Annotated in this window: 23 protein-coding genes; 16 read left to right on the forward strand and 7 right to left on the reverse strand. The window is 65.4% G+C overall.

Annotation, left to right across the window (positions count from 1 at the left end; genetic code table 11):
* The 3 genes from IT350_00005 to IT350_00015 form a co-directional block, all read right to left on the reverse strand.
* The coding region (locus tag IT350_00005; protein ID MCC6156405.1) for a hypothetical protein at window positions 1-836 on the reverse strand (836 nt) is incomplete at its 3' end.
* A 113-nt stretch (window positions 837-949) separates the two neighbouring features.
* Window positions 950-3019: a putative metal-binding motif-containing protein gene (locus tag IT350_00010; GenBank protein MCC6156406.1), complete on the reverse strand. Its 2070-nt coding sequence runs from the start codon at window positions 3017-3019 to the stop codon at window positions 950-952.
* Window positions 3020-3226: 207 nt separating this feature from the next.
* Window positions 3227-3493 (reverse strand): hypothetical protein, encoded by a 267-nt coding sequence (locus IT350_00015; GenBank protein MCC6156407.1) that lies wholly within the window; start codon window positions 3491-3493, stop codon window positions 3227-3229.
* Window positions 3494-3797: 304 nt separating this feature from the next.
* On the opposite strand from IT350_00015, the gene IT350_00020 reads away from it, so the two are divergent.
* The 7 genes from IT350_00020 (at window position 3798) to IT350_00050 (ending at window position 12605) form a co-directional block, all read left to right on the forward strand.
* Complete coding sequence (locus IT350_00020) at window positions 3798-4055, forward strand: hypothetical protein (GenBank protein ID MCC6156408.1); 258 nt, start codon at window positions 3798-3800, stop codon at window positions 4053-4055.
* Window positions 4049-4924, forward strand: coding sequence for an IS3 family transposase (locus tag IT350_00025; protein ID MCC6156409.1), 876 nt, complete (start codon window positions 4049-4051; stop codon window positions 4922-4924). Before IT350_00020 ends, IT350_00025 begins: the two co-directional genes overlap by 7 nt.
* Before the next feature lie 112 nt (window positions 4925-5036).
* Window positions 5037-5462, forward strand: coding sequence for a DUF2007 domain-containing protein (locus IT350_00030; protein ID MCC6156410.1), 426 nt, complete (start codon window positions 5037-5039; stop codon window positions 5460-5462).
* Between the two features lie 28 nt (window positions 5463-5490).
* Window positions 5491-6294: a hypothetical protein gene (locus tag IT350_00035; protein ID MCC6156411.1), complete on the forward strand. Its 804-nt coding sequence runs from the start codon at window positions 5491-5493 to the stop codon at window positions 6292-6294.
* A gap of 81 nt (window positions 6295-6375) precedes the next feature.
* Window positions 6376-7434 (forward strand): hypothetical protein, encoded by a 1059-nt coding sequence (locus tag IT350_00040; protein MCC6156412.1) that lies wholly within the window; start codon window positions 6376-6378, stop codon window positions 7432-7434.
* A gap of 138 nt (window positions 7435-7572) precedes the next feature.
* A complete protein-coding gene (locus tag IT350_00045; GenBank protein MCC6156413.1) occupies window positions 7573-10203 on the forward strand; it encodes a hypothetical protein in 2631 nt (876 codons plus the stop codon).
* A gap of 143 nt (window positions 10204-10346) precedes the next feature.
* On the forward strand, window positions 10347-12605 hold the full coding sequence (locus tag IT350_00050) for a hypothetical protein (protein MCC6156414.1): 2259 nt from the start codon (window positions 10347-10349) through the stop codon (window positions 12603-12605).
* 110 nt (window positions 12606-12715) lie between these two features.
* On the opposite strand, the gene IT350_00055 is transcribed toward IT350_00050, so the two are convergent.
* The 3 genes from IT350_00055 to IT350_00065 all read right to left on the reverse strand — a co-directional run bounded on the left by IT350_00055 (window position 12716) and on the right by IT350_00065 (window position 18481).
* Window positions 12716-14911 carry a methyl-accepting chemotaxis protein gene (locus IT350_00055; GenBank protein MCC6156415.1) on the reverse strand — a complete coding sequence of 732 codons (2196 nt, stop codon included), beginning with the start codon at window positions 14909-14911 and terminating at the stop codon, window positions 12716-12718.
* Between the two features lie 356 nt (window positions 14912-15267).
* Window positions 15268-16329 carry a hypothetical protein gene (locus IT350_00060; GenBank protein MCC6156416.1) on the reverse strand — a complete coding sequence of 354 codons (1062 nt, stop codon included), beginning with the start codon at window positions 16327-16329 and terminating at the stop codon, window positions 15268-15270.
* Window positions 16330-16351: 22 nt separating this feature from the next.
* Complete coding sequence (locus IT350_00065) at window positions 16352-18481, reverse strand: glycoside hydrolase (protein MCC6156417.1); 2130 nt, start codon at window positions 18479-18481, stop codon at window positions 16352-16354.
* Window positions 18482-18726: 245 nt separating this feature from the next.
* On the opposite strand from IT350_00065, the gene IT350_00070 reads away from it, so the two are divergent.
* From IT350_00070 to IT350_00085, 4 genes are all read left to right on the forward strand, one after another.
* A complete protein-coding gene (locus IT350_00070; GenBank protein MCC6156418.1) occupies window positions 18727-18942 on the forward strand; it encodes a type II toxin-antitoxin system HicB family antitoxin in 216 nt (71 codons plus the stop codon).
* Window positions 18935-19156 carry a type II toxin-antitoxin system HicA family toxin gene (locus IT350_00075; GenBank protein ID MCC6156419.1) on the forward strand — a complete coding sequence of 74 codons (222 nt, stop codon included), beginning with the start codon at window positions 18935-18937 and terminating at the stop codon, window positions 19154-19156. The genes IT350_00070 and IT350_00075 overlap by 8 nt, the downstream gene beginning before the upstream one ends.
* Window positions 19157-19214: 58 nt before the next feature.
* A complete protein-coding gene (locus IT350_00080; GenBank protein ID MCC6156420.1) occupies window positions 19215-20834 on the forward strand; it encodes a glycosyltransferase family 39 protein in 1620 nt (539 codons plus the stop codon).
* A gap of 108 nt (window positions 20835-20942) precedes the next feature.
* Complete coding sequence (locus IT350_00085; GenBank protein ID MCC6156421.1) at window positions 20943-22199, forward strand: NAD(P)/FAD-dependent oxidoreductase; 1257 nt, start codon at window positions 20943-20945, stop codon at window positions 22197-22199.
* A gap of 3 nt (window positions 22200-22202) precedes the next feature.
* Here the strand turns inward: IT350_00085 and IT350_00090 are convergent, their stop codons facing one another.
* Window positions 22203-22748, reverse strand: coding sequence for a hypothetical protein (locus IT350_00090; protein MCC6156422.1), 546 nt, complete (start codon window positions 22746-22748; stop codon window positions 22203-22205).
* A 165-nt stretch (window positions 22749-22913) separates the two neighbouring features.
* Between IT350_00090 and IT350_00095 the strand changes: the two genes are divergently transcribed.
* From IT350_00095 to IT350_00115, 5 genes are all read left to right on the forward strand, one after another.
* Window positions 22914-23459, forward strand: a complete 546-nt coding sequence (locus tag IT350_00095) for a helix-turn-helix transcriptional regulator (GenBank protein MCC6156423.1) — start codon at window positions 22914-22916, stop codon at window positions 23457-23459.
* Between the two features lie 35 nt (window positions 23460-23494).
* On the forward strand, window positions 23495-24196 hold the full coding sequence (locus IT350_00100) for a hypothetical protein (GenBank protein MCC6156424.1): 702 nt from the start codon (window positions 23495-23497) through the stop codon (window positions 24194-24196).
* Window positions 24193-25866 carry a response regulator gene (locus IT350_00105; GenBank protein ID MCC6156425.1) on the forward strand — a complete coding sequence of 558 codons (1674 nt, stop codon included), beginning with the start codon at window positions 24193-24195 and terminating at the stop codon, window positions 25864-25866. The genes IT350_00100 and IT350_00105 overlap by 4 nt, the downstream gene beginning before the upstream one ends.
* Window positions 25835-26215 carry a response regulator gene (locus IT350_00110; protein MCC6156426.1) on the forward strand — a complete coding sequence of 127 codons (381 nt, stop codon included), beginning with the start codon at window positions 25835-25837 and terminating at the stop codon, window positions 26213-26215. Before IT350_00105 ends, IT350_00110 begins: the two co-directional genes overlap by 32 nt.
* 324 nt (window positions 26216-26539) lie before the next feature.
* On the forward strand, window positions 26540-26954 hold a 415-nt coding region (locus IT350_00115), incomplete at its 3' end, for an alpha/beta fold hydrolase (GenBank protein MCC6156427.1).

Consider the following 26954-nt stretch of genomic DNA (forward strand, 5'->3'; position numbering starts at 1 on the left):
GTCTCGTTCCCGCCGGTCGCCCGAACGGGCACGGCCGTTGCCGATTGTTTCGCTTCGACCGCGGGTGCGTCGCACGGCAGCCACACGCGCACCGTCGTGCCCGTGCCGGGCGCGCTCTCGATCGCGATATGCCCCCGGTGCTGCCGCGTGATTCCGTACACGACGGCGAGGCCGAGACCCTTACCCCGGCCGCGGTCCTTCGTGGTGAAGAACGGTTCGAACAGGTGCGCGCGCGTCTCGTCGTCCATCCCCGCGCCCGTGTCGGCAACGCGCAGCTCGACGAACGCGCCCGACACGCTCTCGCCGCAGTGGGCGCACTCGAGATCGATCAAGTCGCGCCGCCCGACGCCGATCGTGAGCGTACCGCCATCCGGCATGGCGTCGATCGCGTTCGACGCGAGTTCGATGACGAGTTCACCGAGCAGCTCGCCGTCGCCGTTCACGCGCGGCAAATCGGCGTCCACCTCGTAACGCACCTCGACGCCGCCCGCCGCGAGTTGCCCGATCGCGCCGTTCAGGTCGGATACGAGGCGCGCCGGATCGACGGGCTGCACCGCGCGTGGCTGCCGGCGCGAAAACGCCTGAAGCCGCCGGATCAACTCCCCGGCGCGCTCACCCGCGGCGACGATCTCGGCGGCGTCTTCGTGATTGGGGTGATCGCGCGGCAGGCTCTCGACGAGGATCTCCGCGTAGCCGTTGATGCTCGTCAGGATGTTGTTGAAGTCGTGCGTGATGCCGCTCGCGAGCCGCGCGAGTGCGTCCATCTTGGCGTCCGGGAACCGCGCGGACACTCCCTCGGGCGAAGACACGGCATCGAGAGATTTCACATCCGACATCGGTGATCCGAACCCTCCCCCAATTCGGTTCCGTGTACGTTGTGATCGATTTCAACACAAGGGTGTTGCGGATTCAACGGAAGGCGCACCCGCAAGGTCTGGTGCTCGACCTGCTACGGGAGGTACTCGTCCGCGCCGATATCCATTTCTTCCCCGATCGGCCTCGGTTCGCCGTCGATATCCATCGGATAGGCGTTCCACTCGGGGTCGCGCAATCCGAACTCGATGAGCGTCGAAAACGGCGTTGCGGGCAATGCGGCATCGATCATGGGACTCGATGGGAGAAGGTGATAGTCGCGGTTGCCCGCGTCCGCCCACATCGGATCGACGGACAAGTTGCCCCACGCACCGCGGCATCCTTCCCACTCGCATTCGTTGAGGCGATCGAGTTGGGACACGCATTCGCCCGTGTTGATCAGGCACGGAGCTGTTCCGCGAACGAAATTGTCAGCCTGCACCCACGCGGAAATGTCCACGGCGTCGATTTCGATGACGCCGAGCCGATCGTGTGGTGAGAGAAGAATGTTGTTCGCCACACTCAGCACCGCCCGGGTACGAAACGTCGGAAACACGCCGAACTCGGTCCAAACATCGATCGCCGACCCGGAGTCGGAGGGACCGGTCGTGACGACCGTGTTATTCAGGATGACGCCAAAAGCCTCGCCGTCGCCCCAACCGTAGAGATCGAATCCCATCAAGGAGATCCCGTCCGACGTCCAGTCGCCGCCGAGAATGATCTGGTTATTCACGGCGGCCAGGAGATTCCATCCGAAAATTCCCAGAAAAGAGGAGCGCTCGCCGGGGTCCGCGAACAGCTCGATGCGATTTCGTGAAGCGATGGCGCCGATCGTTCCGACGATTCCGTACACAAAGGATTCTCCGTCGACTTCGGCGTAAATCTTGTTTCCGACCGTCCTTCCCAGGGTCGCCTGCACGATTCCTGACGCCTCGACATTCAATCCGGCGAGTTCCACTTCGTTCGACGCGATCCATCGAAAGCCGACGTCGCCCGAAGGAGCGACGGAACGGATTCCCAAGACGTCGTCACGATCCGCGGTCCCCAGGGACACATGGTTCGCGATGACTCGACGCGCGCACTCGGCGTCGACTCCCGCAATGGCCCCGGCTCCAACGCCAACCGAACCATTGATGTCGTTGGCCACAACAACGGACTCTGGCGGACCGCCCGTCGCGCACACCACTCGAATCGCCGAGATCTCCTCGCCATCTGCCAACTCCACGGAGTTTTCGACGATGGTGACTTCAGTCCCCGCGACGTAAATGCCCTGGCTGATGTCCGACGGCTTCGCAAAAATCGAATTGCGTCCGATCCAAACCGGAAAGGCCGACGACACTAAAATCGCCCGCGATTCGTCGGGATTGTCGGGGCCGTCGATGCGAAATCCATGGACAGTGATTGGACCCTCGGCTCCGGAAACTTCCACGGTCGCCGAGGTGGTTGCCGGAACGATGTACGAGACGAACGCCTCGATGTCGCGCGCCCAGTCGCCCGCCCGATAACCTCCAGAGAGCGACACGTCTGTGACGACGTTTTCCAGGTATTCGCCCTGAGCCACGATCACCGCGTCCGCTCCGGAGGCTTCGGCGGCGGCAATTCCGGCGGCGATCGTCTTCTTCGGCGAATCCGCGGTTCCCGGGGCGGAGTCGTCGCCCGCCGCGCCGTCCACGTAAATCGCATTCAGGTCCGCCGTCGACGCGTCGCCTTGGGCGCAGTCGTTGTCGACGCCGTCGTCGGGGAACTCGAACATGTCGGGATGGATGCGCGCGTCGGCATCATCACAGTCCGTGGAAAGATATCCCCATCCTTCGGGAAGCTCCGCGCCCAGACAAGCTTCGACACGCGTACCGGGGTAGCCGTCGTAGTCGGCATCGCGATAGGCGGAACCTCGATACCAAAGCCACGGATCGCCGTCGTTGCAATCGGGACCGGCATTGCAACCGTCGCCGTACCCATCGCCGTCCCGGTCGACGCATAGAAATCCTCTTGCGGATGGCAAGAGGATGGTGTCGTCGTCCGACGACCCGGTATCGTCATCGTTCCCGTCGTCGTCTTCGTTCGACCCATCGTCGTCATGTGACGCGTCGTCGTCGTCCGGCCAAAATGGCTCAGGAGCTTTGTGATCGAACTCATCCGGCGTCGATTCGCCGCAAGCCGCGAGCATCAAAATCGCTAGACAAACGACCCTCGACAGCATTCGGGCGAATGGGAAGCACCGACTCGAATGATTCATCTGATCCTCGGAGACATCATCAGTAACGGTGTCCGCGAAACACCGAATCATTTCATCGAACCGGAGGGCAAATCACGCATCCCGCGTCGCGCGGTCCCCCTCGCGCGAATGCGTTCGCGCGATTCGGTCGCACGGGGATCAGGTTCCCGGAGTCCCCGGGGGAATCGGCGCGTCGGGCGGTGTTCTCTCGGCGGCCCTGTCCTTCTCGTCCATTCGGCTGCCGACGTATCCGCCGACCGCGCCGCCGAGCGCGGCCCCCCAAGGGCCCAGCACAAACGCACCCAGCGCCGCGCCCACGCCGCCGCCGATCGCCGCGTTCCGGTGGATCCTCGCCACTTGTCTCACGTTGTCGATCGGGTTCAGCGACCAGTCGATCCGGGGCTTCGGGTGTTCGTCCATCGCCATGATCGCCCTCCGGTAAGCCCATTGTCCCACAAGTCGCGGCGCAACGCGAGAAAAAAATCGACCCCTCACCCCGCCCCTCGCCACGCTCGGAGCACCCCTCTCCCGTCATGACGGGAGAGGGGACGGGGGTGAGGGTATTCTGTCCCCCTCTGAAGGCGAGACACTTGAAAGTGGGTAGAATTGAGCCGCCGCGTCCGGCGCGCCGGGCCATAAAAGCCCTGGGCGCGTCCGGCAGGCGGCGGTTGCCCACGGGAGGTGTTCTTTGCCGAGACCGAGCAAGTTTACGGATGAGCAGAGGTACGAGATGGCGATGGAGCTGATTTCCGGGAGGTCGTCGCTGGGGGAGGTTTGCCGGAAATGGGAGATCAGCTCGACCTACGCCTGCAAACTGAAGGGCCGGGCGTCGGACTTGTTACGCCAGGGGATGCGCCGTCCGGCGGGCAATCCGTCGGCGGAGGTCGAGACGCTTCGCAAGCGGGTGGCGGATCTGGAACAACTCGCCGGGGATCAGGCGCTGGTGATCCGTGCCTTTAAAAAAAAGAGCGAGTCCGGGACGTGGTGACGGCGCTGCGCGAGGAGCGTCCGATTCCCATTCGTCGGCTGGCCGCCGCGACCCTGGAGCCGGCGTCCTCGGTGGGTCGCTGGGTGCGTCCCCCGATGGACAATCCGCTTTCCGGTCGCCGATGTCCGGTCTCGAACGACGCGGACCTGCGCGACAAGATTCGCCTTCTTTGCGAAGAGGATCGCCAGCGCGGCTATGGCCACCGGCGGATTCGAGCCTTGCTGCGCCGTCGTTTCGCGATCGTGGTCAATCGAAAGACGATGGCGCGGATCGTGCGCGAGGAACATTTGGCTCAACCGAAACTGCGTTTCAAACCCTCGCGGCCGCCGCATGTCGAGAAGATGCGCCCCGACGCTCCGAATCGGGCGTGGCAGATCGACATGACGAGTTTCCAACTCACCGACCTGACGCCGCTGTTTCTGGTCGTGGTGATCGACGTCTTCACACGCAAGATCGTGGGGTGGTCGCTGGACCGGCGTTGCCGGGCTTCGGAGTGGACGGCGCCGCTGCGTCTGGCGCTGGACGCGCAGGGGATCGTGACGCGCGAGCAGGCTGCGTCGCTGACCGTTCGCAGCGATAACGGCTCGCAGCCCTGCTCCAGGCATTTCGTCGAGTTTCTCGGGTCCCGCGGCGTGCGCGGGCAATACACCGGCTACGACGCTCCCGACGACAACGCCTTCGTCGAGCGCGTCATCCGAACGATCAAGGAAGAGGAAATCTGGCCCAACAGCTACGACACCGGGTCCGAGGCCCACGAGGCCATCGACCGATACATACGCTGGTATAACGAGGATCGTATCCACTCGGCGATCGACTACCGGACGCCGTGCGAGATCGAAGCCGAATGGATCAAACTTATGGCCGCGTAAATCCGTCTCGACTTCGGGGGGACAGTACGACTCCGACTTTTTTCGTTGACTTGCCGGCACGCGCGGCCAACAATCGTATCGTTGATCGAGTCGCCAATGCGGGAGGTCTGTTATGAGTTGGTGTCCGCGATGTCGCGAAGAGTTCTCGAGCGAGGATTCGCGCTGCCCGACCTGCGACGGGGAGCTGCTCGCCGCGCTGCCGAGCGACGAGGAATTGCTGACCGACGTCGAGTGGGTGCCGGTCGCCCGGGACATGGAACCGCTGCGAGCGCAGTTGCTGAAAGATTTGCTCGAGCAGTCGGGCATTCCCGTCGTCATCACCGGCGAGCGGCTGGAATCGTTTCACATCTACCCCAACCTGGAAAACGCGGTGATGGTCCCGCGGCGCTGGTCGGCGGAAGCAATCGCCATCGTCGCGTCCTTCGACGCGGATGACGACGACGACCGGATCGTGTGTTCGTCGTGCGGCGAAGAGGTGTCGGCCGAAGCCGAGGCGTGTCCGCATTGCGGAGAGCTGTTCGAGATCGACGTGAACTGATCCGCCCCACGCGGTGACTGTCGATTTCATGCGCAATTTCCTCATCGTCTTCTTCCTGATTTTTGCGTTCACGCCCCGTGCGCGTGCGCAGACGCCGTGCCCGGCGACGGATTTCGCGGATTGGCTCGTCGCCGCCGCGACCGGGCGCGAGGACGTGGCGAACGCGGCGCTCGCGAAGTGGAGGTCGGCTTGCGCGTGCGCGGACGACGACGCGGCGTGCATCGCGATCCCGGTGGAGTCGGGCGAGCGCGCGGTGTCACCCGCTCAGTTGTCCGTCGCGGCGGCCCAGGCCGCGAAGTGGGTGCGTTCGACGCGCGCGTTCTGCGCGGGCGTGTCGGGCGGCGACGACGATCGGATCGCCGCCCGCGCGTGTTGGGAGCGGCGCGCCGCCGCCATGACCGGCATCGACGACGCGCTCCCCCGCGAGATTCTTGCCGTGCCGATCGCCGCCTCCGCGCCGAAACTCGCCGAGGAGGAATCGTTCGTCGCATCCCCACCGTCGGATACCATGATGAGCGATCCTTCGGCGGGCTCCGATCACGCGCGGCGCGCCAAGACCCAGGCCGACGAACTCGCCGCCGAGATCTGCGTGATGCGCGCCGAAACCGAGAGGCTGCGTGAGCGGCTCGACAACATGCGCCGCCAGCCTCTTTTCATCCGTGGAGAGCAGGAACCGCGCATCAACGCCACGCAGAACGAACTGCGCCGCATCGGCGACGCGCTGGAACGCGCGCGCGGGCGCTTCGAGATGTTCGCGGGCCGCTCCTTCGATCCCCTGCGTGACTGCGCCCCGGCGAAACCCGAAGCGCCGAAACCCAACCCGACCCCCTGATCCGGCAGCGAATACTCGAACCGCCCTTGAACGCGGCGCGCCTCGTTCGTAAGGTGGGCATTCGTCAATTTGGAGGACGCGATGGCCGCGTGCACGGGATGTTCGGCGAACCTGACGGGCGGCGAGCTTTTTTGCCCCTACTGCGGGGCGACGGCGCCCGGTGCGTCGACGGCGGCTCCCGAGGCCACGGGCGATCTGCGCGCGAAATCCGGCGGCGGTGAGACCGGCCTCGGTCGCGACGTTCGTACATTTTCGTGCAACACGTGCGGCGCGACCGTGAGCTGGGACCCGACGAAACTCGCCGCAACGTGCGCGTATTGCGGTTCCCACGCCGTGGTCGAAGCGCCCGTGGGCGATGAATCGCGTCCCGCGCGTGTGGTGCCCTTCGCGCTCGACGCGAGCGCCGCCGGGGAGCGTTTCCGCTCGTGGCTCGGCAAGGGGTGGTTTCGGCCGCGCGACCTCCAGACGTCGAGTCTCGTCGGCGAGATGCGCGGCGTGTATCTGCCCTTTTGGGCGTTCGACGCCGACGCCGATTCGGATTGGTCGGCATCCGCCGGATACAACTACCAGGAGCAGGAGACGTACACGGCGACCGAGAACGGAAAGCCCGTCACCCGCACGCGCACGGTGACGAAGACCCGCTGGCAACCGGCGCGCGGTACGCACCGCGAGCACTACGACGACTGGATGATCGCGGCGACCAAAGGCGTGGACGCGCCGCTGCTCGCGAAGGTCTTTCCGTATCGTACCAACGAGGCGCGGCCCTACAACGCGGCATACCTCGCCGGGTTCGGCGCGGAGCGGCCCGCCATGCGCGCGGACGACGTGCGGCAGAACGCCGCGAACGCGCTCTACCAGAAGGAAGTGGAAGCGTGCGGCAAGATGGTGCCGGGCGACACGCACCGCGACCTCGCCGTCAGCACGCGATTTTCGAACTGGGCGTACGATCTCGTGCTGTTGCCGCTGTGGATTTCGAGCTACCGCTATCGGGAACAGCCCTACCGTTTCCTCATCAACGGCCAGACGGGCGAGGCGCAGGGCCACGCGCCGATCTCGAAAGCGCGCGTGGCGCTGGCGGTGGCCATCGCGCTGGGCGCGACAGCGGCGATCGCCATCGTCCTCGGGGTCCTGAAGGGATAACCGCGTCCGGGATGACCGCATCTGCGTAATTTTCATTACTCAACAATAAAAAATCATCGTTCTTTCCCGCTGATCGGCGTACGCTCTTCACCGACAGTTCCATTGCGTGATCCCTCGGGACTCGGTCGGGAGGCCGTCATGACTAATCTCGCGCGGCTTGTCTTTTTGCTTTTGGCGTTTGTCCCTTTTCTCGTCGCGGGCTGCTCCTGCGACGACGATGACGACGATGACAGTGGCGGTCCCGCCGACGACGACACGGACGACGATGAGGACGACGACGCGGACGATGACGACGTGGCCGACGTGGACAACGCGGAGGACGTCGCCCGCTACATCGTCGAGGAGCTCGGCGCGACGGGGGCCAACGGCTCGTTCATGGCCTACATCGTCACCGAACCGCTCGCGGCGGGCGACGCGATCGCCCCGGCCGAAGGGGCGAGCGCGTTCACGCCGTCGGGCGCGTACTGGTTTGCGTATCTCGACGACGACCCCTTTGCCGCGTTCGAGCACGACGTGCGTTACCTGTTCATCGACGACGCGACCGGCGAGGTCACCGTCGAGGCGCACAGTTGGTGGCCCGAACTGAACGGCGAGACGCTGTGGGCGAGCGATGTCTCGACCCTCAACCTGTTCAAGGCCGAGGAGCCGTTTTCGTCGGCCAAAAGCACGGCGGGAGGCGGCATCACTCCGCAGGACGACGCGGCGGACGGCGATTACGGCGACGCGCCCGACGACACGGACGCGTATCAAGGTTTCGGCGGCGCGGTGGCGGGAAAATTCCCGACGTTGCACGACACGGCGAATTCGGTGGACGACCGGCCGGGCGGCCACACGCTCAACGTGGGCGACGAGACGCTGGGCGCCACGGTGTCGATCGAGGACGACGCCGACGACGCGGACGATCCCGACGGCACGCCGAACCTCGTCGATCGCGACGCCGACGATCGGAAGATCTACTGGGCGTTTTACCCCGATTACGCGAACAAGACGCTCGACGTGCGTTTTCTGGTGAACGTGGCGGTGGCCGCGAACGCGCCCGAGACCGAGCGCCACATCAACATCCTCGTCGATCAGAACCGTGACGGCGAGTGGAAGAAGAACACCGCCGGCGACGAATGGCTCGTGCAGAACTTCGCGGTGGACGTCGCCCCCGGCACGGACGAGTGGGTGTGGACCGACGCTGCGGCACTGCCGCTGGGTACGGCGAACAAGTTCGGATGGGAGCAGTGGATCCGCGTGGCGCTCAGTCGCGAGACGATCGACGACGCGCCGTTCGGCGGCGACGGATGGGACGGTTCGGGCGAGTTCGAATTCGGCGAGATCGAGGACCACTACTTCAACTTCACGCCGTGGAACGGCCCGGGCGACGGCGGCGGCGGCGGGGGCGACGACGATTCCGATGACGATTCCGACGACGACGCGGACGACGACGGCGGCGGGGACGACGATGACAACCCCGGCCCGGAGAACCCGGGTCGCGGCGACCCCGGCGAGGGCGTCGAGCCCAAGGAGTGCGTGTACATCTGCGCCGAGGACATGATCGTCATTCCGATCTCGTGCAAGGCGCTCGTCATCAATCTCGGCGATCACGAGGGCGCGGACTGGATGAAGAAGAACGGCGAGAACGCCGAGGACTTTTACGGCGCGCGGCTTGGAGGCCCGAACGTGACGCGCCTCGACCGGCCCACGGCCGAAGACGCGCTTGACGCGATCAAGGATTTCATCAACGCGAGCCTGTGCCTCGACGAGCTGCACATCTACATCACCGGTCACGGCAGCAAGGACGGCTGGATCCGCGCGCAAAACGGCAAGGGCAAGCTGAAGGTCTCCGAGATCGATGAGATTCTGGACGCCAAGCCGCACTGCCCGAGCCCGATGAACTACTACGCGGGGGAGTGTCGGCTGCCGGGATTCTGCAATCTCAACTTCCTGATCCAGAGTTGCTACTCGGGCACCTTTCTCGAAGGCGACGATTCCCTCAAGCGCGACGGCGTGAACACGCTGACGTCGGCGAGCAAGTCGAAGTCGTCGTATGCGAAATCCGACGGAGACGGCAGCGAGTTGTCGGGGTCGTACTGGGATGCTTGGGAAAACAATCAGGCCGACAATCCGCCGAACGGCGACGACAACGGCGAGGTGTCGAACGAAGAAGCGATGGAGTGGGCGAAGAACAACATGGGCGGTCCCGACAGCGAGCCACAATCGAACGCCGGCGCGGATTGCGAGTGCGTGTGCAGCATGCCCGAGGACCCGCCGGACGACGAGGATTGGTGGGACGATTCGGGCGGCGATTCGCCGCAAACGCCCTTCCTCGACATCCTGAGCTACGCGACGGTGTTTGACGAAGACGGCGTGACGGCCATGATCGATGTGGCGGGCGAATTGCCCGACGCCGGGCCCGGCCAGTTCGAGTGGTACATGCTGCTCGACGGCAGTCCGTCGGCGCCGAACGATCCCGCTCCGGGCCGTTTCCAGGGCGCGGACGTGTTCATGGTCCTGCAACACAACAACGGCGTGTTCAATCTGCTGCTCTTCAAATACAACGCCGGGGCGGAGAACTGGCAGCCGGTCGTGGACCCCGACGGCGAGACGAACCACAACGGCACGCACGTCGTCATGCACTTCCCGTACGCGATTTTGGGCATGACGCCGGGCGACATGGCGCCGTTCCGTGCGGCCACCTGGGGCATCGACGGGCCGGGCCAATACGGCGACGACACCCAGTGGGTCGACTACTCCGATCCGCGCTTCATCTGCATGTATCGATAACGCGACGCGCGCGAATCACAACGGCGCCGGGTTCGTCCCGGCGCCGTTTTCTCAAAAAAAAATGTTTTGCCTGTTGAAAATATTTTGTGATAAACTCCTCCAAGAGAGGCGAACGACAATTACACCATCGCGGAGGTCCAGCCATGACCCGTCGCTACGCATTCCCTTCATGGATTCTCATGGTCATCGCACTTTTCATCTTCCCGGGTTGCTCCGAGGACTCGTCGGACGGGGGCAACTCATCCGGCGATGATGACGACGCCGCCACGGATGACGACGCGGCGGTGGCCGACGATGATGTCGACGACGACGACGACGCGAGCGACGATGACGCGGATGACGATCTCGATGACGACGCGGGTGATGACGATACCGCTCCGCCGCCCGAGCCGGGTACCGTACCGGTGGACGGCGGCTACTTCGCGCCGGGCGCGGCGGGCGTGGTCGTGGATGGCGATGGCGTCTATCACGCATTCGCAACGCACGCGCGCACGCTCCACCACTACACGATCGACGGCGACACCGTGACGCGCGAGCCCGTGGCGTTTCGGGCGTACGAACCCGATGTCGCGATCGACGCCGACGGTCACCTGCACGTGGCGTACGTCGACCGCGCCGCCCCGGAAATCGCCTACGCCACGAATCGGACGGGAAGCTGGACGCGGGAAACGGTCACCGTGTTCGATCCCTTCAACTTCTCCGACCTGAACATCACGCTCGACTCCGACGGCCTCCCCCGCGTTGTCGCGGCTCAGGACACGCTGTCCTACGCCGAACGGGACGCGGGGGGATCGTGGAACGTGACCGTGTTCCCCGAGACGACCGGCTACGTGCGGCAGGCCGACGTGGCCTTCGACGCCGCCGGGCGGCCGAACGTCGTGTATTCGGCCATGTCGAGCGATGTGTACGTCGATCTCGCGGTTCGCGACGGCGACGACTGGACCACGACGCGCCTGGCGGAGCACGCTCAGGCAACCGGGCCGATGGGCGACTGCTTCACCAACTGGGACTACATGGGCGTCGCGGCCGCGGCGGACGACGAGAACGTGTACGCGACGTACGCGCTGGACGAATTCTACACGTGCATCCTGATGTTCGAGTTTGCCGCCGACGTTCACCTCGCGACCATCGACGCGGACGGAAGCGTCGCGACCGAACAGATCGACCGATCCGAAAACATGTTCGTCCTCAATTCGTCGCTCGTGGCCGGCGACTCAGGCGTGCATGTTGCGTACGGATTCGAGGCGTTTCCGATCTTCACGCCGATTCCCTCCGTCATCCGGTTCTGGGACGCGACCGACGGTCCCGTCACAGCCGTCGTGCCCGGCCTGACCCTCGCGGGAATCGGCCTCGCCGTGGGCGATGCGCCGCGCGTGCTCTGGTTCCATCCCGACGGCGCGCGGCTCGAACTCTCGAAACCCGTCGGCCCTTTGTGGACGGCGACGGAACTTCACCGATCCGTCCCCGTGACCGGGCCGATGGGAACCGCGGTCGATGCCGACGGCCTTCGCCGTGCGATCTACGTAGACGCCCGCGACCCGGGACTGCGTTACGCGGTCGAGACCGACGCCGGGTGGACCACCGAGCGCGTGTGGGATCTCGAATACGCTCCCGAGGCGATGGCGCTTGCAACGGACGCAAATGGCGCTGCGCATGTGGCGTTTCGGGGTGAGGATTCGATTCTTTACTACCTCACAAACGCATCGGGCGACTGGGCCATCGAGACCGTCGACACCTCGGACGACACCGGAAATCACTGTCGCATTGCGGTGGACTCGTTGGGGCGGCCCCGAATCGCGTATGTCATCCGCGATGAACTCGGCGATCCGCATTGGCTGGTGCGCGTCGCGACGCGCGAGGGCGGCGTATGGACCCAAGAGGACGTCGCGGGAAGCCTCGGCGCTCCATTCGCCTTCACCCTCGACGCGCAGAATTTCGCACATCTCGCCTACGGCTCCTACGAGGCTTGGTATGCGCGCGAAACCGCGGGCGGTTGGCAGTTCGAAGCGCTCGGCTTGCAGTCCATCGACTACGCGGCGATCGCGCTCGACGCACAGGGCGAGCCGCATATCGCGTTTTCGTCGAGCTTCGGCCAGTTCCTCGACTACGTGGTGAAAAACGGTGGGGCATGGACCTCGGTACGACTCGCCTGGAACAACATGCAGCGGCGCGTCGGACCTTTGGCGATCGATCTGACTGCAGCCGATGAAGCGTTCATCGTTTATCACCACGGGGACGAACTCGACCTGCGTATGCTGACCAATCAGGGCGGCACACCGTGGCAGCGCGACATCGTGGACGGCGACGACGTGGGCGATGATCCTTTCGCACTGGTGGACGGCGCGAACGTGCGTCTGCTCTATCGCGGCGCCGGAGCGGTGTGGGCACTCGATGTGCCGTAAAGGGTAAGGAAAATGGTCCGGCCGGGGGCGGCCGGGCCACACAGTCGGATGAAGCGGCCCGGCCGGAAGCGGCCGGGCCACATGTTCGGGCGAATTTCCGCCGTCTTCGCTTACACCCGGAACTGGGCGACGATGTCGCGCAGCGCGTGCGCGAGTCCGTCCATCGATTCGGCGGCCGTGTGCGTGCGTCCGGCCCCCTGCGCGGTTTCGCGCGCGGCCGTGTTGACGCCCTGGATATTTCGCGACACTTCCTGCACCCCGATCGTCGCCTCGCGGATGCCGCGCACCACATCGCGCTCGATGCCCGCGGAAAGCTCCGTCACGCGGGTCGAAACCGCGCCCGCCGATTCCGACGCGCCGGACACCGACCGCGCGATCTCCTGCGTCGTCGCGGTTTGCTCGGCCACTGCCGAGGCGATCGTCTGCGTGATGCTGTCGATCTCGGTGATGACGAGGCCGATGTCGCCGATCGCGTGCACCGCTTTGTCGGTCTTGTCGCGGATCGCGTCGATTTGCCGCGCAATCTCACTCGTCGCCTGCGCGGTCTGCTGGGCGAGTTCCTTCACTTCCTTCGCGACCACGGCGAATCCCTTTCCCGCGTCGCCCGCGCTCGCGGCCTCGATGGTCGCATTGAGCGCCAGCAGATTCGTCTGATCGGCGATATCGCTGATCATCACCGCCACGCGCCCGATCTCCATTGACCCGCGACGCAGTTCGTCCATCACCTCGCCCGCGTCGGTCGCCTGCCGTGTCGCCTTGCCGGCGATCGTCGCGGCGCGCTCGCAGTTGCGGCTCACTTCGTCGAGCGACGACGTCATCTCTTCCACGGCGGTCGCCACGGTCGTCACGCTCGTGGACATCTCCTCGGCGGCGGCCGCGATCATGTTGACGTTTTGCGACATGAACTCGGTCGCCGACTTCACCCCGGACACGTTGGCCGTGATCTCCTCCGCCGCGGTCGCCACCGCGCCCGACTGCCGCGACGATTCCTCCGCGCCGCCCGCAAGCTGGTTGGCGACCACCGTCAGATCGGTCGCGGTTTCGGCGAGGCGGTGCGTGTTGTCGGTCACCTGCCGCAGCGATTGGCGCAACCGTTCGGTGAATGCGTTGAAGGTCTGCGCGAGATCGCCGAGTTCGTCGATCGAATCGACGGTCACCTTCGCCGTCAGATCGCCTTCGGCCACGAGGTTGATCGCCGCCACGGTCGAGCGGATCGGCGTGGTGATGGACCGCGCGGAGAGCAGCGCGATGGCGACAACCGCCGCCGCGATGAACGCCGCCACGAGCGCGATCGCCGTCGCGACGCGGCGCAGCGGCGCTTTGGCCTCGTGGAGAGCAACCTCGGCGACAAGCGCCCAGTCGAGCCCGGCGACGTCCAGCTTCGTGAAGCAGGTCTTGACGGGAGTGCCGTGCGCGTCGAGCCCCGTCGCGCAGGCTTCCGATCCGCCGAGCGCCGCGTTGACCGCATCCGTTTCGACCTTCTCCGAGAGAATGGTCGAGCCCGATGCGAATCGCGAATCCGATCGCATCGTGTGGTCCGCGCCGACCAGCCACGTCTGCCCGGTTTCGCCGAGCCCCGTCGCCTCCTGCACGATGGCGTTGATGTCTCCGGCGGCGGCCTGCACGATCATCGCGCCGATCATCTTGCCGTCGTCGCCGTGCACCGGCGCGCCGACGAATGCCACCGGCTTGTCGCCCACCGGCTTGTAGGTCGAGTAATCCTCGAAGGCGACGTGGTCCTTTTCGACCACCTTTTTCCACACGCGGAGCAGGCCGCTGTGCGCGAGGTCCGTTGTGCGCACGTTCTTGCCCAGATCGTCGTGTTTCGACGACGTGTACATGATGTGCCCGTGCGCCGAGCACACGAGCATGATGTCGCCGTACTTCTTGAGATCGGCGAGCCGGGCGACCTGCGCGCCGCGCGTCCCCCACAGCTCCTGATATCGTGTGGTCGAGACGTCGTAGTTTCCGTCGGGGCTCGTTTCCATGTCCACGTGATAGGTCCGCAGGTCCTTGAACAGCTCCGCCACGTCGCGGCTTCCGGCGAGCACCTCCATGTCCACTTCAGCCTGACGCAGGTAGTTTTCGACCTGGTTCTTTTTGATCGTGCGAATCGCGGAGAGTTTCTCCTCGGCTTCGCGATCGAGCGCCCGGTCGATGGACCGGTAGTTGATCGCGCCGAGAATCAGAATCGGGACGATCCCGATTCCGAGGCAAATGGACAGCAGTTTGCGCGCAAGTCTGCGACGGATGTAGGACAGCACCATGGCGATCTCCCAAGGAAAGGCATTCGAAAAACGCGTCATCCGGTGTATCGAACGATCGGTTGTGGCGCTTGAGCATTCTTTTTTGCGAGGCGGGGTTAGCGATTGCCGTCAAGGCGGGGTCGCCCTCGCGCATTCCGCTACGACCCCGGCCGCCAACGATCGCGGTTTTCGCGCAGGACGCGCCGGATTTCATCGGCAACGAGGTCATAACCGATCCGATTCGGGTGCATGAATTCCTGAAACAGGATGTTGCCTTCGCGCGCGCGCGCGAGACGCCGGGCGGAGATCGACGAGGCCGACGTTCTGCTCGCGGGCGATCGCGATCGCCGCGTCACCCCAGGCATCGGTCGGGGCGGCGTCACCGAATGCGTCGGCGTCGATCGCCGGAACGACGATCACCGGCCACGCGCCGGCGTCGCGGCGAGACGGATCTTCGCGCGCAGCAGTTCGAGGAAGCCCGATAGCGCCGCGTCCGACCGGTCGTCTTGGGCGCGGTGCGACCAGAACCCGAGCCCGTGCGCGAGCGCCTCGGTGGGGCGTCGCGAGTAATAGTTGTTGATAACGGGGTGGAAAATCACGACGCGCGGGCGCGCCGCCGCGTAAAAGCCCGCGATACCCGGCGGAACGTTGTTTTCGAGCAGATCGCTCACATAGCCGAGATTGAGCACGTCGACGGATCGCAACGCGAAATCGGGATCGGCCTCGATCTTCTCGCGAAGCCGCGTCGGCCAATCCCACCGCCCGCGTCCGTATGGATATCCGTCGGTGGTCGATCCGCCGTGCGCGGCATTGACCACGGTGTCGCCACCAAGCGGCACGCGGATCTCCCGGCCTCCGCGGCGCAGCACGGGGTCGGCCCGAAACGCCGCGTCGTCGAAAACGCCGTCGCGCAGATAAGGCTGAAACCAGTTGAGATCGCCGCTCGTGCGTTTGGCGCTCTCCCATGCGCCGAAGAACCCGACGAACGCCAGCGGGATCAGCACCACCGCCAATGGATAACCCGTGAGCCAACGGGCTGCGCACCCGCGCGCAAGTAGCCGCCGGCACGCGAGGCGATCGAACGCGAGAAACGCGCACAACGCACAAGTCGCCGTGGCGAGAGCGGCGATATTCCAGAGCCACAATGGCGCTTTCGAGACGTTCGTCGCCGCGCCGGCCACCGGTTTCGTTTCGACAACGCGCCCGCCGCGCACGACGATCCACGACGAGGGGCGCGCGGGCAGCGAACCGATGCGCAGCGCTTCCCGGTCGCCGTCCATCCGCTCGTGGTTCCAGAAGACACGGAGCCCCGGCGTCGACGCGCGCGGCCGAAAAGAAAAACGCACGCCCGTGGGATGGGTGGGCAGCTCTCGGCCGTCCATCGTGGAATTGAGTTGCTCGTCGAGGCCGACGGATCGATCGAAGAACGCCGTGGAGCCGTGCGCGCGCACGAGCGCGAAGACCAATGCGGCGACCACCAGGGCGTCGAACGCGGCGAACCTATCGGACGCGGGCGCGATAGACGTTGACGAACTCGTCGCCCGCACCGCGCAGCGTGAGGGTGAGCGTGACGAATCCGGCGACGTGAGCGCGCGTTTCGACCTCGCCCACGCGCACGGCGGGACCGTCCGCGCTCGCCCACGCGGCGAAGGTCCGGCGGAAGATCTCGCGGTTCTCGTCGTCGCGAACCACCGCCTCGACCTCGGCGCCGTCGATCGCCTTCCGCGTGTCGTTCACGAAAAACACCGGCGCGGCGATGCGCTCGCCCCGGCGGTACTCGTCCTTGTCGACCAGCGCGCCCACGTAGATCGGCCGGAAGCAGTCGGCGAGCTTGAAATAGCTCGACTTGGGTGTGCGCCAGTAATCGACCACCGACCACTGGATGGCCGGGTTGGGGTCGCTGAACATGAAGTTGAGGATGCCTCCGCATGGCGCGTATTTGTGCGCGCGCAGCCGGTCGATGTAGTGGCGGTGGATGAACGACTGCCAATCCTGCGTGGCCTGGATGTAGGTCGCGAGATCGCGATGCCCCTCGCGCGGCGTCCAGTGATCCATCAGCTCGGGCTGCAGGCTGCGGCGATCTTCGAGCGTCTTCAGATCCAGATTGTGCAGATCGGCGCTCATGAACCTCACGGCGTTTTCGACATTGGGAAAGCTCTGCGCGCCGAACTCGCTGACAAGGCGCATGCCCTTGGGAAATCGCCGGATGAATTTGTCGAACGCGCGGTGCGTGCCCTGCACGCGATACCACCCGCCGTAAAAATGCAGGTCGCTGCCCTTACCGAGCAGCGGCAATTCGCCCGACGAGCGGATGACGAACCGCTGCGGATCGATGGCTTCGATCTCACGTTTCGTTTCGGTGTCGAGCACGTCGCGGTTCCACGAATACACGATCATCGAGAACACGGTGGGCGCGAGCTTGACCGGGTTCTCTTCTTTTGTTTCGACGACGTGGAACGGCTCGTTGTGGCAGCACCACATCGCCACGCTCGGGTGGTTGTAGAGCAGGCGCACCATCGCCCGCGCCTGCCGGTGGATCTCCGGCATCTTCTCTCGCGCGTAGAGCCATTGGAGCGGCATGTCCTGCCAGAGCAGGAGCCCCGCGCGGTCGGCGGCGCGATACGTCGCGGGCGGCTCGACGTGCGCGTGCACGCGCTGGATATTCATGTGCGCGCCGAGGGCGAGTTCGATGTCGCGGTCGATGGTCGCCTGTTGAACCGTCGCGATGCGCGTGTCGGTGGGCGGGACGTTGCTGCCTTTCAGGAACAACCGCTCGCCGTTGAGGTGAAAGATCCAGTTGTCGAAGCGCGCCGTGCGCAGGCCGATCTCGTCCGTCCACTCGTCCACGACCGCGCCGCGCTCGGCGAGCAGGCGGATCGTGAGTGTGTACAGGTGCGGGAAGCCCAGGTCGTGCGTCCACCATTTGCGCGCCTCGGGGACCGTGTGCATCCACTCGAAACGGTTGTCGCCGGGCGCAACATCGACGGTTTCGCGAAACGTGTGCGCGTCGCCGCGAAAATTCGCGGGGGTGTATTCGATCTCGACGATGAGCCGCGCCGCCCGCGCCGACGCGATCGTCACGCGCTCGCGCTGCCGTGCGCAAGCGCCCGTGAACGCCTCGGTGTGTACGAGGGCCTCGGCGGTGTGCGCGAAGCCCGATTCGACGAGGTAGGGCGCCAGCCAGATGCCGCCGGGATTCGTCGTGGGATCGAGGCAATCCCAGTGCGAATACACGCCGGTGATCATTTTCTTGCCGACCTTGTCCTTTTCGTCGGGACAATCGACCTCGACGATCAGCTCATTGCGCGGCGCGAGCACGTCCGTGACGTCGTACGCTTGCGGATCGAAATAGCCCTCGTGCGTGCCGAGCACGGGGCCGTTCAGGCGGACCGTGGACCAGTAGAAGATTCCGGGCAGCACGAGCCGCACGCGGCGATCCTTTGCCGCTTTCCACACAAACTCGCGTCGGTACACCACCTTGCCCGCGTAACCCGCGAGATCGCCGTGTTGCTGCCAGTGAGACGGCACATCCATGGTCAGCGCGCGCGCCCAGTCGTAGGCGTCCGCGAAACGGTCCACCGCGCACAGCGCCCACGCGCCGCCCAGTTCCTCGCGTCGGAATTTCGGCATGATGTTCCTCGGTCGCCCCCTCGGGCGGCATTGTCGGGCGGGGGACAGGGGTGTCAAGCGAGGGTGGGTTGTTGGTTTCTGGTTGCTGGTTGTCGGTTTCTGGTTGCTGGTGGCGGCCCATCGACGCGACGCGGCGGCACTTGCCTCGCGCGAGGCGTCGCCTCGCGATGTGAACGACCTCGGTTTCGATTGACATGCCTCGGGGAAACCGGGACTGTGAAGATGTTTCACCATCGGAGGGGCCCATGAAGCTGACGGCCATCATCGGGCAGGAAAACGAGGGGTATGTCGCCTTGTGCCCGGAACTCGATGTCGCGAGCCAGGGAGAGACGGTCGAGCAGGCGAGAGACAATCTCAGAGAGGCTCTCGAATTGTTCTTCGAGTCCGCGTCGCCCGAGGAGATCCGAACCCGTCTGCGTACCGAAGTCTTCGTGACGCAGGTCGAGGTCGCCGTTGGTTAAACTCCGGATTCTGTCCGGTCAGGAGGTCTGCACGATCTTGGTACGGTACGGTTTCGAGGATGTGAGGCGACGCGGCAGTCACGTGGTCATGCAGAAGTCGACGCCGTCGGGGACGGTTACCGTTCCGGTTCCGGATCACAAAGAAATCCGAACTGGGACCCTGCAGTCGATCATTCGTCAGTCCGGAGTCCCGCGCGAAGAGTTTCAGGTCTGACTCGAATCCGCACCCGCTCCCCTTGCGTCGTCCGTCATGGCGAATCTAGTCTCACTTCGTGGATGAATCCCCCGACAACCCGAAATCCGCTCGCGTCGCGCATGCGATCTTCGCGTTCGTCGTCGCGGCGTGGACCGCAATTGCATTCGGCGTGATCTCGTCGCCGCCCACGCCGGGCGAGGGGCACGACGAGTTCGTGATGATCTACGGCCACATCAACGTGGTGAACTATCAGAAGGCGGGCCTGCCGCTCGCGGCGTCGCCGCTCGCGACCTCGATGCGCAAGCCCCATCTGCCGTTTCTCGCGAGCGCTTCATTGCACCGACTCCACCCGGCCGGCTACGCGTCGCTCCTCGGCGCGAATTTTCTCTTCGCCATCGCGTGGATCGTCGCGGTGTATCTGCTCGCCGCGCGCGTCTTCGATCCGTTCGTCGCGCTCGTCGGCGCGTGCGTACTGCTGGGTTTCGATCTCACGCACGCCCTGGCCGAGCACTACGGCAACGACATCCCCGTCGCGCTTTTCGCGACGCTCATCATCGCGATGCTCGCCGACCCGCGCGGGTTCGACCGTCCTTGGCGGTGGCCGGTGCTGGGCGTGCTCGTCGGGCTCGGCCTGCTCGCAAAACCCACGCTGCCCGTTTACATCGCGGGACCGGCGCTGCTGCTCGCGTGGCGCGTCGGGTCGCTCTTCGCCACCTCCGGAAGGCGCGCGTATCTCGTCGCGTCGATCGGCGGGCTGATGGCTGCGATCGTGATTCTCGTCGCCGTTTGGCTGCCCTGGTTCGCGCGCGTCTTCGACGTCATCGGTTTGCACGTGGACGACGTGGTGAGCGGCCCGGGGCGGGACTTCGCGCTCTTTCACACCATCGACGGCGACACCGCGCCCGCCGATCTCGCGAAGTATCTGGGGTTTGCCGGGGCGGTCGTGGTGGGATTCGGCACCGGAGCGATCACGGGGCGTTGGCGCGGCATCGAGCGACGCACGCTGCCGACCGCCTACCTGCCGCCACTCGCCATTTTCGTCGTCGTCGCCGAGGCGTTCACGCGCATCCTGTTCCCGCTATGGTTCATCCCGGTGATGTTCGCCGCGGAACGACTTCGCCTGATCGCGAATCGCCGGGCGTCGGCCATCGCGTCGGTCGCGCTGGCGATGGTGTTCCTCGTGCTCGGCGCGGCGAATCACACGGGTGTGACCCCGAGGGCCTGGCCTGTGCGCGATGCGGCGAATCCCGCATACGCGGGCGCGGCGACAGCGCGGATTGTCGAATCGGCCGCGCGGCAAAAGAGCGATGCGCTGTTCGTCAATCTCGTGTCCGAGTCCGCCGGCCCGCGCTTCTACTTCGACGTCCTCGAGACGCAGGCCGTCGCGACCGTGCCGTACGTCCACATTTGGGATGCGCGGCAGGGGGATGTGGGCAACAGCATCGTCGACGACCTCGTCGCGCGATGGGACGAGGTGCGTGTCCTGGTTGTGCGCCGGCCCATCGCCGACCCGGCGGTCGCGCCGGACGCGGAAATCACCGACGCCCTCGCGCGGTCGCGAGAATTGATGCTGCCGGGCGAACGCGCACGCATCGACGTGGCGACGATGCCGCGCCCGGCGTGGGAGATGGCCGGCAGCATCGAGAATCCGCCGGGCGGCGCGGGCATTCGCTACGACGTGTTCGCCGCTCCGTAGTCGGCTCCGTTCATCGGGGACACTCCGAAAAAACGGTCGAAGCCGTCCCGCGTCATGTCGCGCCGCGCCGAATCGCGCCAAAAGCGGCGTTGGAAAGGGTGACGGCTCATGCTGGATAAAGGTGAAACGAACTCGCGAAAGCCCCGCGTCGTCATCATCGGCGGCGGTTTCGCGGGGCTCGCGGCGGCCAAGACGCTGCGCCGCGCCGACGCCGAAGTGGTGGTCGTGGATCGAAACAACTACCACCTCTTCCAACCGCTGCTGTATCAGGTGGCCACGGCGGGCCTATCGCCGGGCAATATCGCGCATCCCATCCGCTCGATCCTGAAAAAATCTCGCAACACGCGCGTGCTGATGGCCCAGGTCCGCGAAATCGACCGCGCGCGCCGTGCCGTGGTGCTCGACGACGGCGAGATCGCATACGACCATTTGATCGTCGCGGCGGGCATGGTGAACCACTACTTCGGCCGCGACGAATGGGCATCCGTCTCCCCTGCGCTCAAGGACATTCGGGACGCGCTCGACATCCGGTTGCGCATTCTTGGCGCGTTCGAGGCCGCGGAGCGCGAAACGGACGCCGCCGCGCGCTCGGCGCTCATGACCTTCGTGGTGGTCGGCGCGGGGCCGACGGGGGTGGAACTCGCGGGGGCGATCCGGGAGATCGCCGGCGAGGTCATGGTGAACGAGTTCCGCCGCATCGACACGCGAGCCGCCCGCGTCGTGCTCGTTGAGGCCGCGGACCGCGTGCTCCCCGCGTTCCCCGAAAAACTTTCCGACCACGCACGGCGCTCGCTCGATCGACTGCGCGTCGAGATGCGCACCGACACGCGCGTGAGCGAAATCTCGGCCGAAGGCGCACGGATCGGCGACGAATGGGTCGCGGCGCGCACCGTGCTCTGGACGGCGGGCGTGAAGGCATCGCCGATCGCCGAATCGCTCGGCGTGACGCTCGACCGCGCCGGGCGCGTGATCGTGGAAGGCGATCTCACGGCGCCCGGCGACGAGCGCGTTTACGTGATCGGCGATCTCGCGCACGTCGAGCAGGACGGCCGCGTGCTGCCCGGCATGGCGCCCCTGGCGATTCAGCAGGGTATGCACGCCGCGCGCAACATTCTCGCCGCACTCGCCGGTCGGCCACGAGAACCCTTTGTTTTTCGCGACAAGGGGCAGATGGCAACGATCGGCCGCGGCGCGGCGGTGGCCGATGTGTTTGGACTGCGTTTCGGGGGTCGCCTCGCGTGGCTCGCGTGGCTGCTCATCCACATCACGCAGCTCATCGGCTTCGAGAACCGCCTGTCGGTGATGTTGCAGTGGGCTTACGCCTACCTCGCATTCCAGCGAAGCGCGCGGCTCATCATTCGGTAGCCGTCAGTCGTCCTCATCCTCTTCGTGGTTCACGCCCTTGGCATTCGAGGTTGGAGCGGCAGCCGTGCCCTTCGTTGCGAATGCCGAACCCGTCCATGCCGCCGCCGCGCCATGCACGTACACCAACTCGCCTCCGGCGTGACCGGTACGCACGGCGAGGCCCGCAACGCCTACCGTCATCGCCAGTGTCAGGGCGATTGCCGCCCGCGCGCCCATTGGTCGACCCGCCAGAGCGAGCGCGCCCAACATGCTCGCCAGCGTGGCGGCCGCGACGACGGTGAACGTCTGCGCGCGATGCTCGTGTTCCTCGATGAATCGTTCGTTCACCACGCGCTCGGCCCGGTCCTCCGCTCCTTCGCCGGTTTGCAGGGCGACCATTGCCGACGCGACGAGGACAACTTGCAGGACGACGGCGATGAGCACGTGCGTGCGCGCCAGCTTGCCCGCGAGCGCGAGGCCGAGAAGAATGACCGCGACAACCGGCGCGACGAAGGCGAGGCCAAGCGGCAGATGGACGATGGCGGGATGCAGGGGTAGATTCGACAACATGCGTTCTCCGTTCGTTGTGGGCGTGTCCGTGTTTCGCAAAGAGTGCGGATGCGCCGATGGATATTGCGATGGTGACGCCGAACCACCGCGGGACACATCCGTCAAATGACTTATGACGATCGACCCATGTCCGACGATGAGTTCGGGCCGCGCAGGGCGGGCACGATGGGCTTGCCGCTGGCGCTTTTCGCGGCGATGGCGCTGCTCATGGGAGCGGACATCGTGGGAGATCTGATCGGCGGCTCCGATGCCTTCCATGTTTCGATGGAACTGGGCGTGATGGCCGTGTCTCTCGTCGGGGTGAAGACGCTGTGGAGGCGATTCATCGACGAGCGTCGCCGGGCTGCGCATGAAAGGGCGGCTCTGGCGGCGGCACGCGACGCTGCGCGGGGCGAGGCCCAGTCATGGCGTCGCGAAGCCGAGACGTGGCGCGCGGAAGCGCAGTCGGTGCTTCGCGGCATGGGCGAGGCGATCGACCGGCAATTCGAGCGATGGGATCTCACGGGTGCCGAGCGCGAGGTGGCGATGCTGATGCTGAAGGGCTTGTCGCATCAGGAGATCGCATCGGTTCGTGGGACCAGTGAACGCACTGCGCGCCAACAGGCGCTCGCGGTCTACCAGAAGTCCGGCGTGTCGGGGCGCGCGGAACTGGCGGCATTTTTTCTGGAGGACATGCTGCTTCCCGCGAACGCCCGATCGGAAGAAACGTAGCGAGGGACGGTCTGCACTACGCAATCCTTTACAACGTGTTCTGCTGCTGGATGGTCACGCTGATCGGCGCGGCGACCGCGCGGCACATTGTGCTGTACCGCGACCGGGACATGGTGGATCGCAACTACGCGTTGTTTTGGATGTTCGCGGCGGGGTTGTGGTTCACGTCGGGGCTGCGCCTCGTGTTTTTCCAGCTAGGGTTTCCGGCCATCGACCGCGCGTTGTTCTACGTCGTGCAGGTCTTCGTGGTTCTCCACATCGTTCCCGCTGCGGCCTTCATGATCCTCAAGCTCACGCCTTCGAAGGCCGCGTTCGCCGCCGTCGTCAGCGGCGTGTCCGTTCTCTCCCTGCTATTTCTCGCGTTCGTGTTCATCGACGGCGTCGGCGAGGCGGAAGTCTCGAAGTGGACGAGCGAATACCGCATCGGGGCGCGGGCGGCGATGTTTTTCTTGCCCGCTTTCGTCGTCGTCTTCGCGGGAAACGCGATCGACTTAGCGCGCCGCGCGGCGCGACGAGTCCTGCGTCAGCCTTCGGACATCGAAACCGATTTCGGCACGCTGGCGCTGCTCATCTACATGGCGGGCGGATACGTGGACGTTCTCGGAAAGACTTGGGATTGGCAGTTGCTGCTGATTCGGGCGATCTATCTCGTCGCGGCCCTCGTCGGGTTCACCGCGTACAGTTGGGACGCCGATCCCGAGCGACTCGGCGATGCCGTCGAACGGAGCGACTGGTGAAGTTCGGATTCACCCTTTTTGCACGGATCATGATCGCCTTCCTCGTCCTGGCGATGCTGCCGGTCACCGTGTCGTCGCTGCTCGTGGTGAGCACGTACGAGGAATTGCTCGCGGAACTCGCGGGCCGGATCGGCGACATGGCTCCGGGCGCTTTCGACGCCAGTTACGCGACCGTGCGCGAGGCGACGATTCTCGTCAGCCTCATCATGCTCATCACGGTCATCGTCACGGTTTTCGGCAGCCTCTACCTGTCGCGCTCCATCAGCCTGCCGATTCGCCGCCTCCTGCACGCCTTCGGTCAGGTCGCGCGCGGCGACATGGAGATCCGCGTGCCCGTGCGCGGAAACGACGAATTCACCGAGCTCGGCCGCGGATTCAATGCGATGGTGCGCCGACTCGCGACGTTTGCCCGCGAATATGAGGAATACAGTGTCTCTCTGGAGCGCCACGCCGCCGAGCGCACCGCGGAGCTGAACCTCGCCTACGAGCGTCTTCGCCGCTCCACCGAACAGATCGAGCAGGCCAACCGGCTCAAGAGCGAATTCGTCGCCAACATGAGCCACGAACTGCGCACGCCGCTCACGGCCATTCAGGGCTATACCGATCTCGCGGTCGACGGCATCTACGGCCCGCTGCCCGACAAGCTGATGTCCGCGCTCGAAAAAATCCAGGCCAACAGCCGCAACCGGCTGCGCCTCATCAACGACGTGCTCGACCTGTCGAAGATCGAGGCGGGCCGGCAGGACGTTTACCCCGATCAGTTCGACGTGCGCGAATTGGTCGAGGGCGTCGCCGACGATCTGCGTCCGCTTTTCGACAAAAAGGGGCTGTCCCTCGTCGTTCGCATGGACGGCCCGGTGCCGTCGATCCACCAGGACGCGGGAAAGCTCCGCCAGATTCTCATCAACCTGCTGTCGAACGCGATGAAATTCACCGAGCGCGGCGGCGTCACGGTCACCGTGCGCGAGGAGCGCGACGATCACGAACTGCGTATCGAGGTCGCCGACACGGGCATCGGAATCGAGGCCACGCAGACGCACCTTGTCTTCGAGCAGTTTCGCCAGCTCGACGGCGGCATCAACCGCGCCCACGGAGGCACGGGGCTCGGCCTCGCGCTGGTGAGGCAACTCGCCGAGCTGATGGGCGGCGAGGTCGGCGTGGTGAGCGAAGCGGGGAAGGGCAGCACGTTCTGGGTGCAACTGCCGGTGCGTTACGATCCCGCGCACGCGCTGAGGCTTCTACGCACGCGCTCACGCCCGACCGTGCTGGTGATCGACGACGATCCGCGGACGCTCTCGGAGATCTCTTCGTTTCTCGACCCCGCGGGGTTCGCCATCGCTCGGTGTGCGGACGCGGAAAGCGGTGTGGATCGCGCCCGCGAAACTCAGCCCGCGGCGGTCCTGGTCGACGAGGTGATGCCCGGAATGGACGGCTGGGCGTTCCTCAAGTCGATGCGCGCGGACCCCATGACAGCCCATATCCCGGTCATTATGATGGGCTTCGGTCACGGCGCGAAGGCGGCGCTCGAATCGGGCGCCGACGATTACTGGACCCGTCCGAGTCCGAGAGCGGATCGGACCGTGCGCCTGCGTGAGATTATCGAACGCGCGCGGGATCGGACCGGCGGGGGGAGCGGCGATGACGGCGGACAAAGCGATTCTGTTGATTGACGACAGCGACGACACGCTCGAGATCCTGTCGGCGAAACTTGCGCACCACGGCTACGCCGTCGAAACCGCCGCCGACGGCGAAACCGGCCTCGCGATGATTCGCGAGCGGCGGCCTTCGATCGTGTTCTGCGACATCATGTTGCCCCGCATGGACGGATGGGCCGTTCTCGCCGCGGTGAAGTCCGACCCCGACATCGTCGATATACCCGTCGTGCTCATGACGGCGTACACGACCATCCAGTTTCAGGGCGAGCGCGCGCAGGCGCTGGATTACGGCGCGGCCGAGTACCTGAGAAAACCCTTTGAACTGGGTGAGATGATCGAGCTGGTGAAGCGGCTCGCGGGCTAGAAAAAAATTTGGGGGTCATCGCCGATTCGCGGCACCATTGCCGTGAACCCGGTGATAACCCCCGATGCACGATGGTAGAGAGCCGTTTCTAAGACCGGGAGAAAGCAACCCCGGTGCCAACTCCGAATCCCCAGCAAAATTGAACCCTTGGCAAATCCCTGGTGGGCCGGACCATTCATTGACGCCTCGAAAAGTCGAGACGGACCGTGAAAAACCACGCCGGCCGAATCGTTCGGCCACATGCCGGGTTCGCGGCTTGTCGTCGATCCGGGGCGTCGCTAGCATGGCCGCCGTTCGATGAATTGATGATTGTCGGGGTGTGCCATGCCCACCGTGTTCTGGGGTTTGGTCGTCGTTGTCGTCGCCGGCGCGGCGCTGCATCTGGTGAGCCTGCGTTATGTGACACGCGGGCGTTTTGACGAGACGCATCACGTGCGTCTCCCGGGCGGCCGCCCACTGACTCTGTACCGCATTCGGCCAACCGGCGAGACGAAGCGCAGACATCCCGTGATCTGCTGCCACGGTCTCGGCGCGTGCCGATTCAACCTCGCGCTGCCCGGCAAGCACAGCATCGCGCACCGGCTCGCCGCCGAGGGCTACGACGTCTGGGTCTGCGATCTTTCGGGATTCGGTCGGAGCGTTCCGGAGAATTGGCGTGCGCCGGGCCGCTTCGATGTCCGGTTCGAAGACTTCGTGCTGCGCGATGCCCCGGCGATGATCGATCGCATCCGGCGCGAAA

The organism is Deltaproteobacteria bacterium (assembly GCA_020845895.1).
In the GTDB taxonomy this organism is placed as follows: Bacteria; Lernaellota; Lernaellaia; order JACKCT01; family JACKCT01; genus JADLEX01.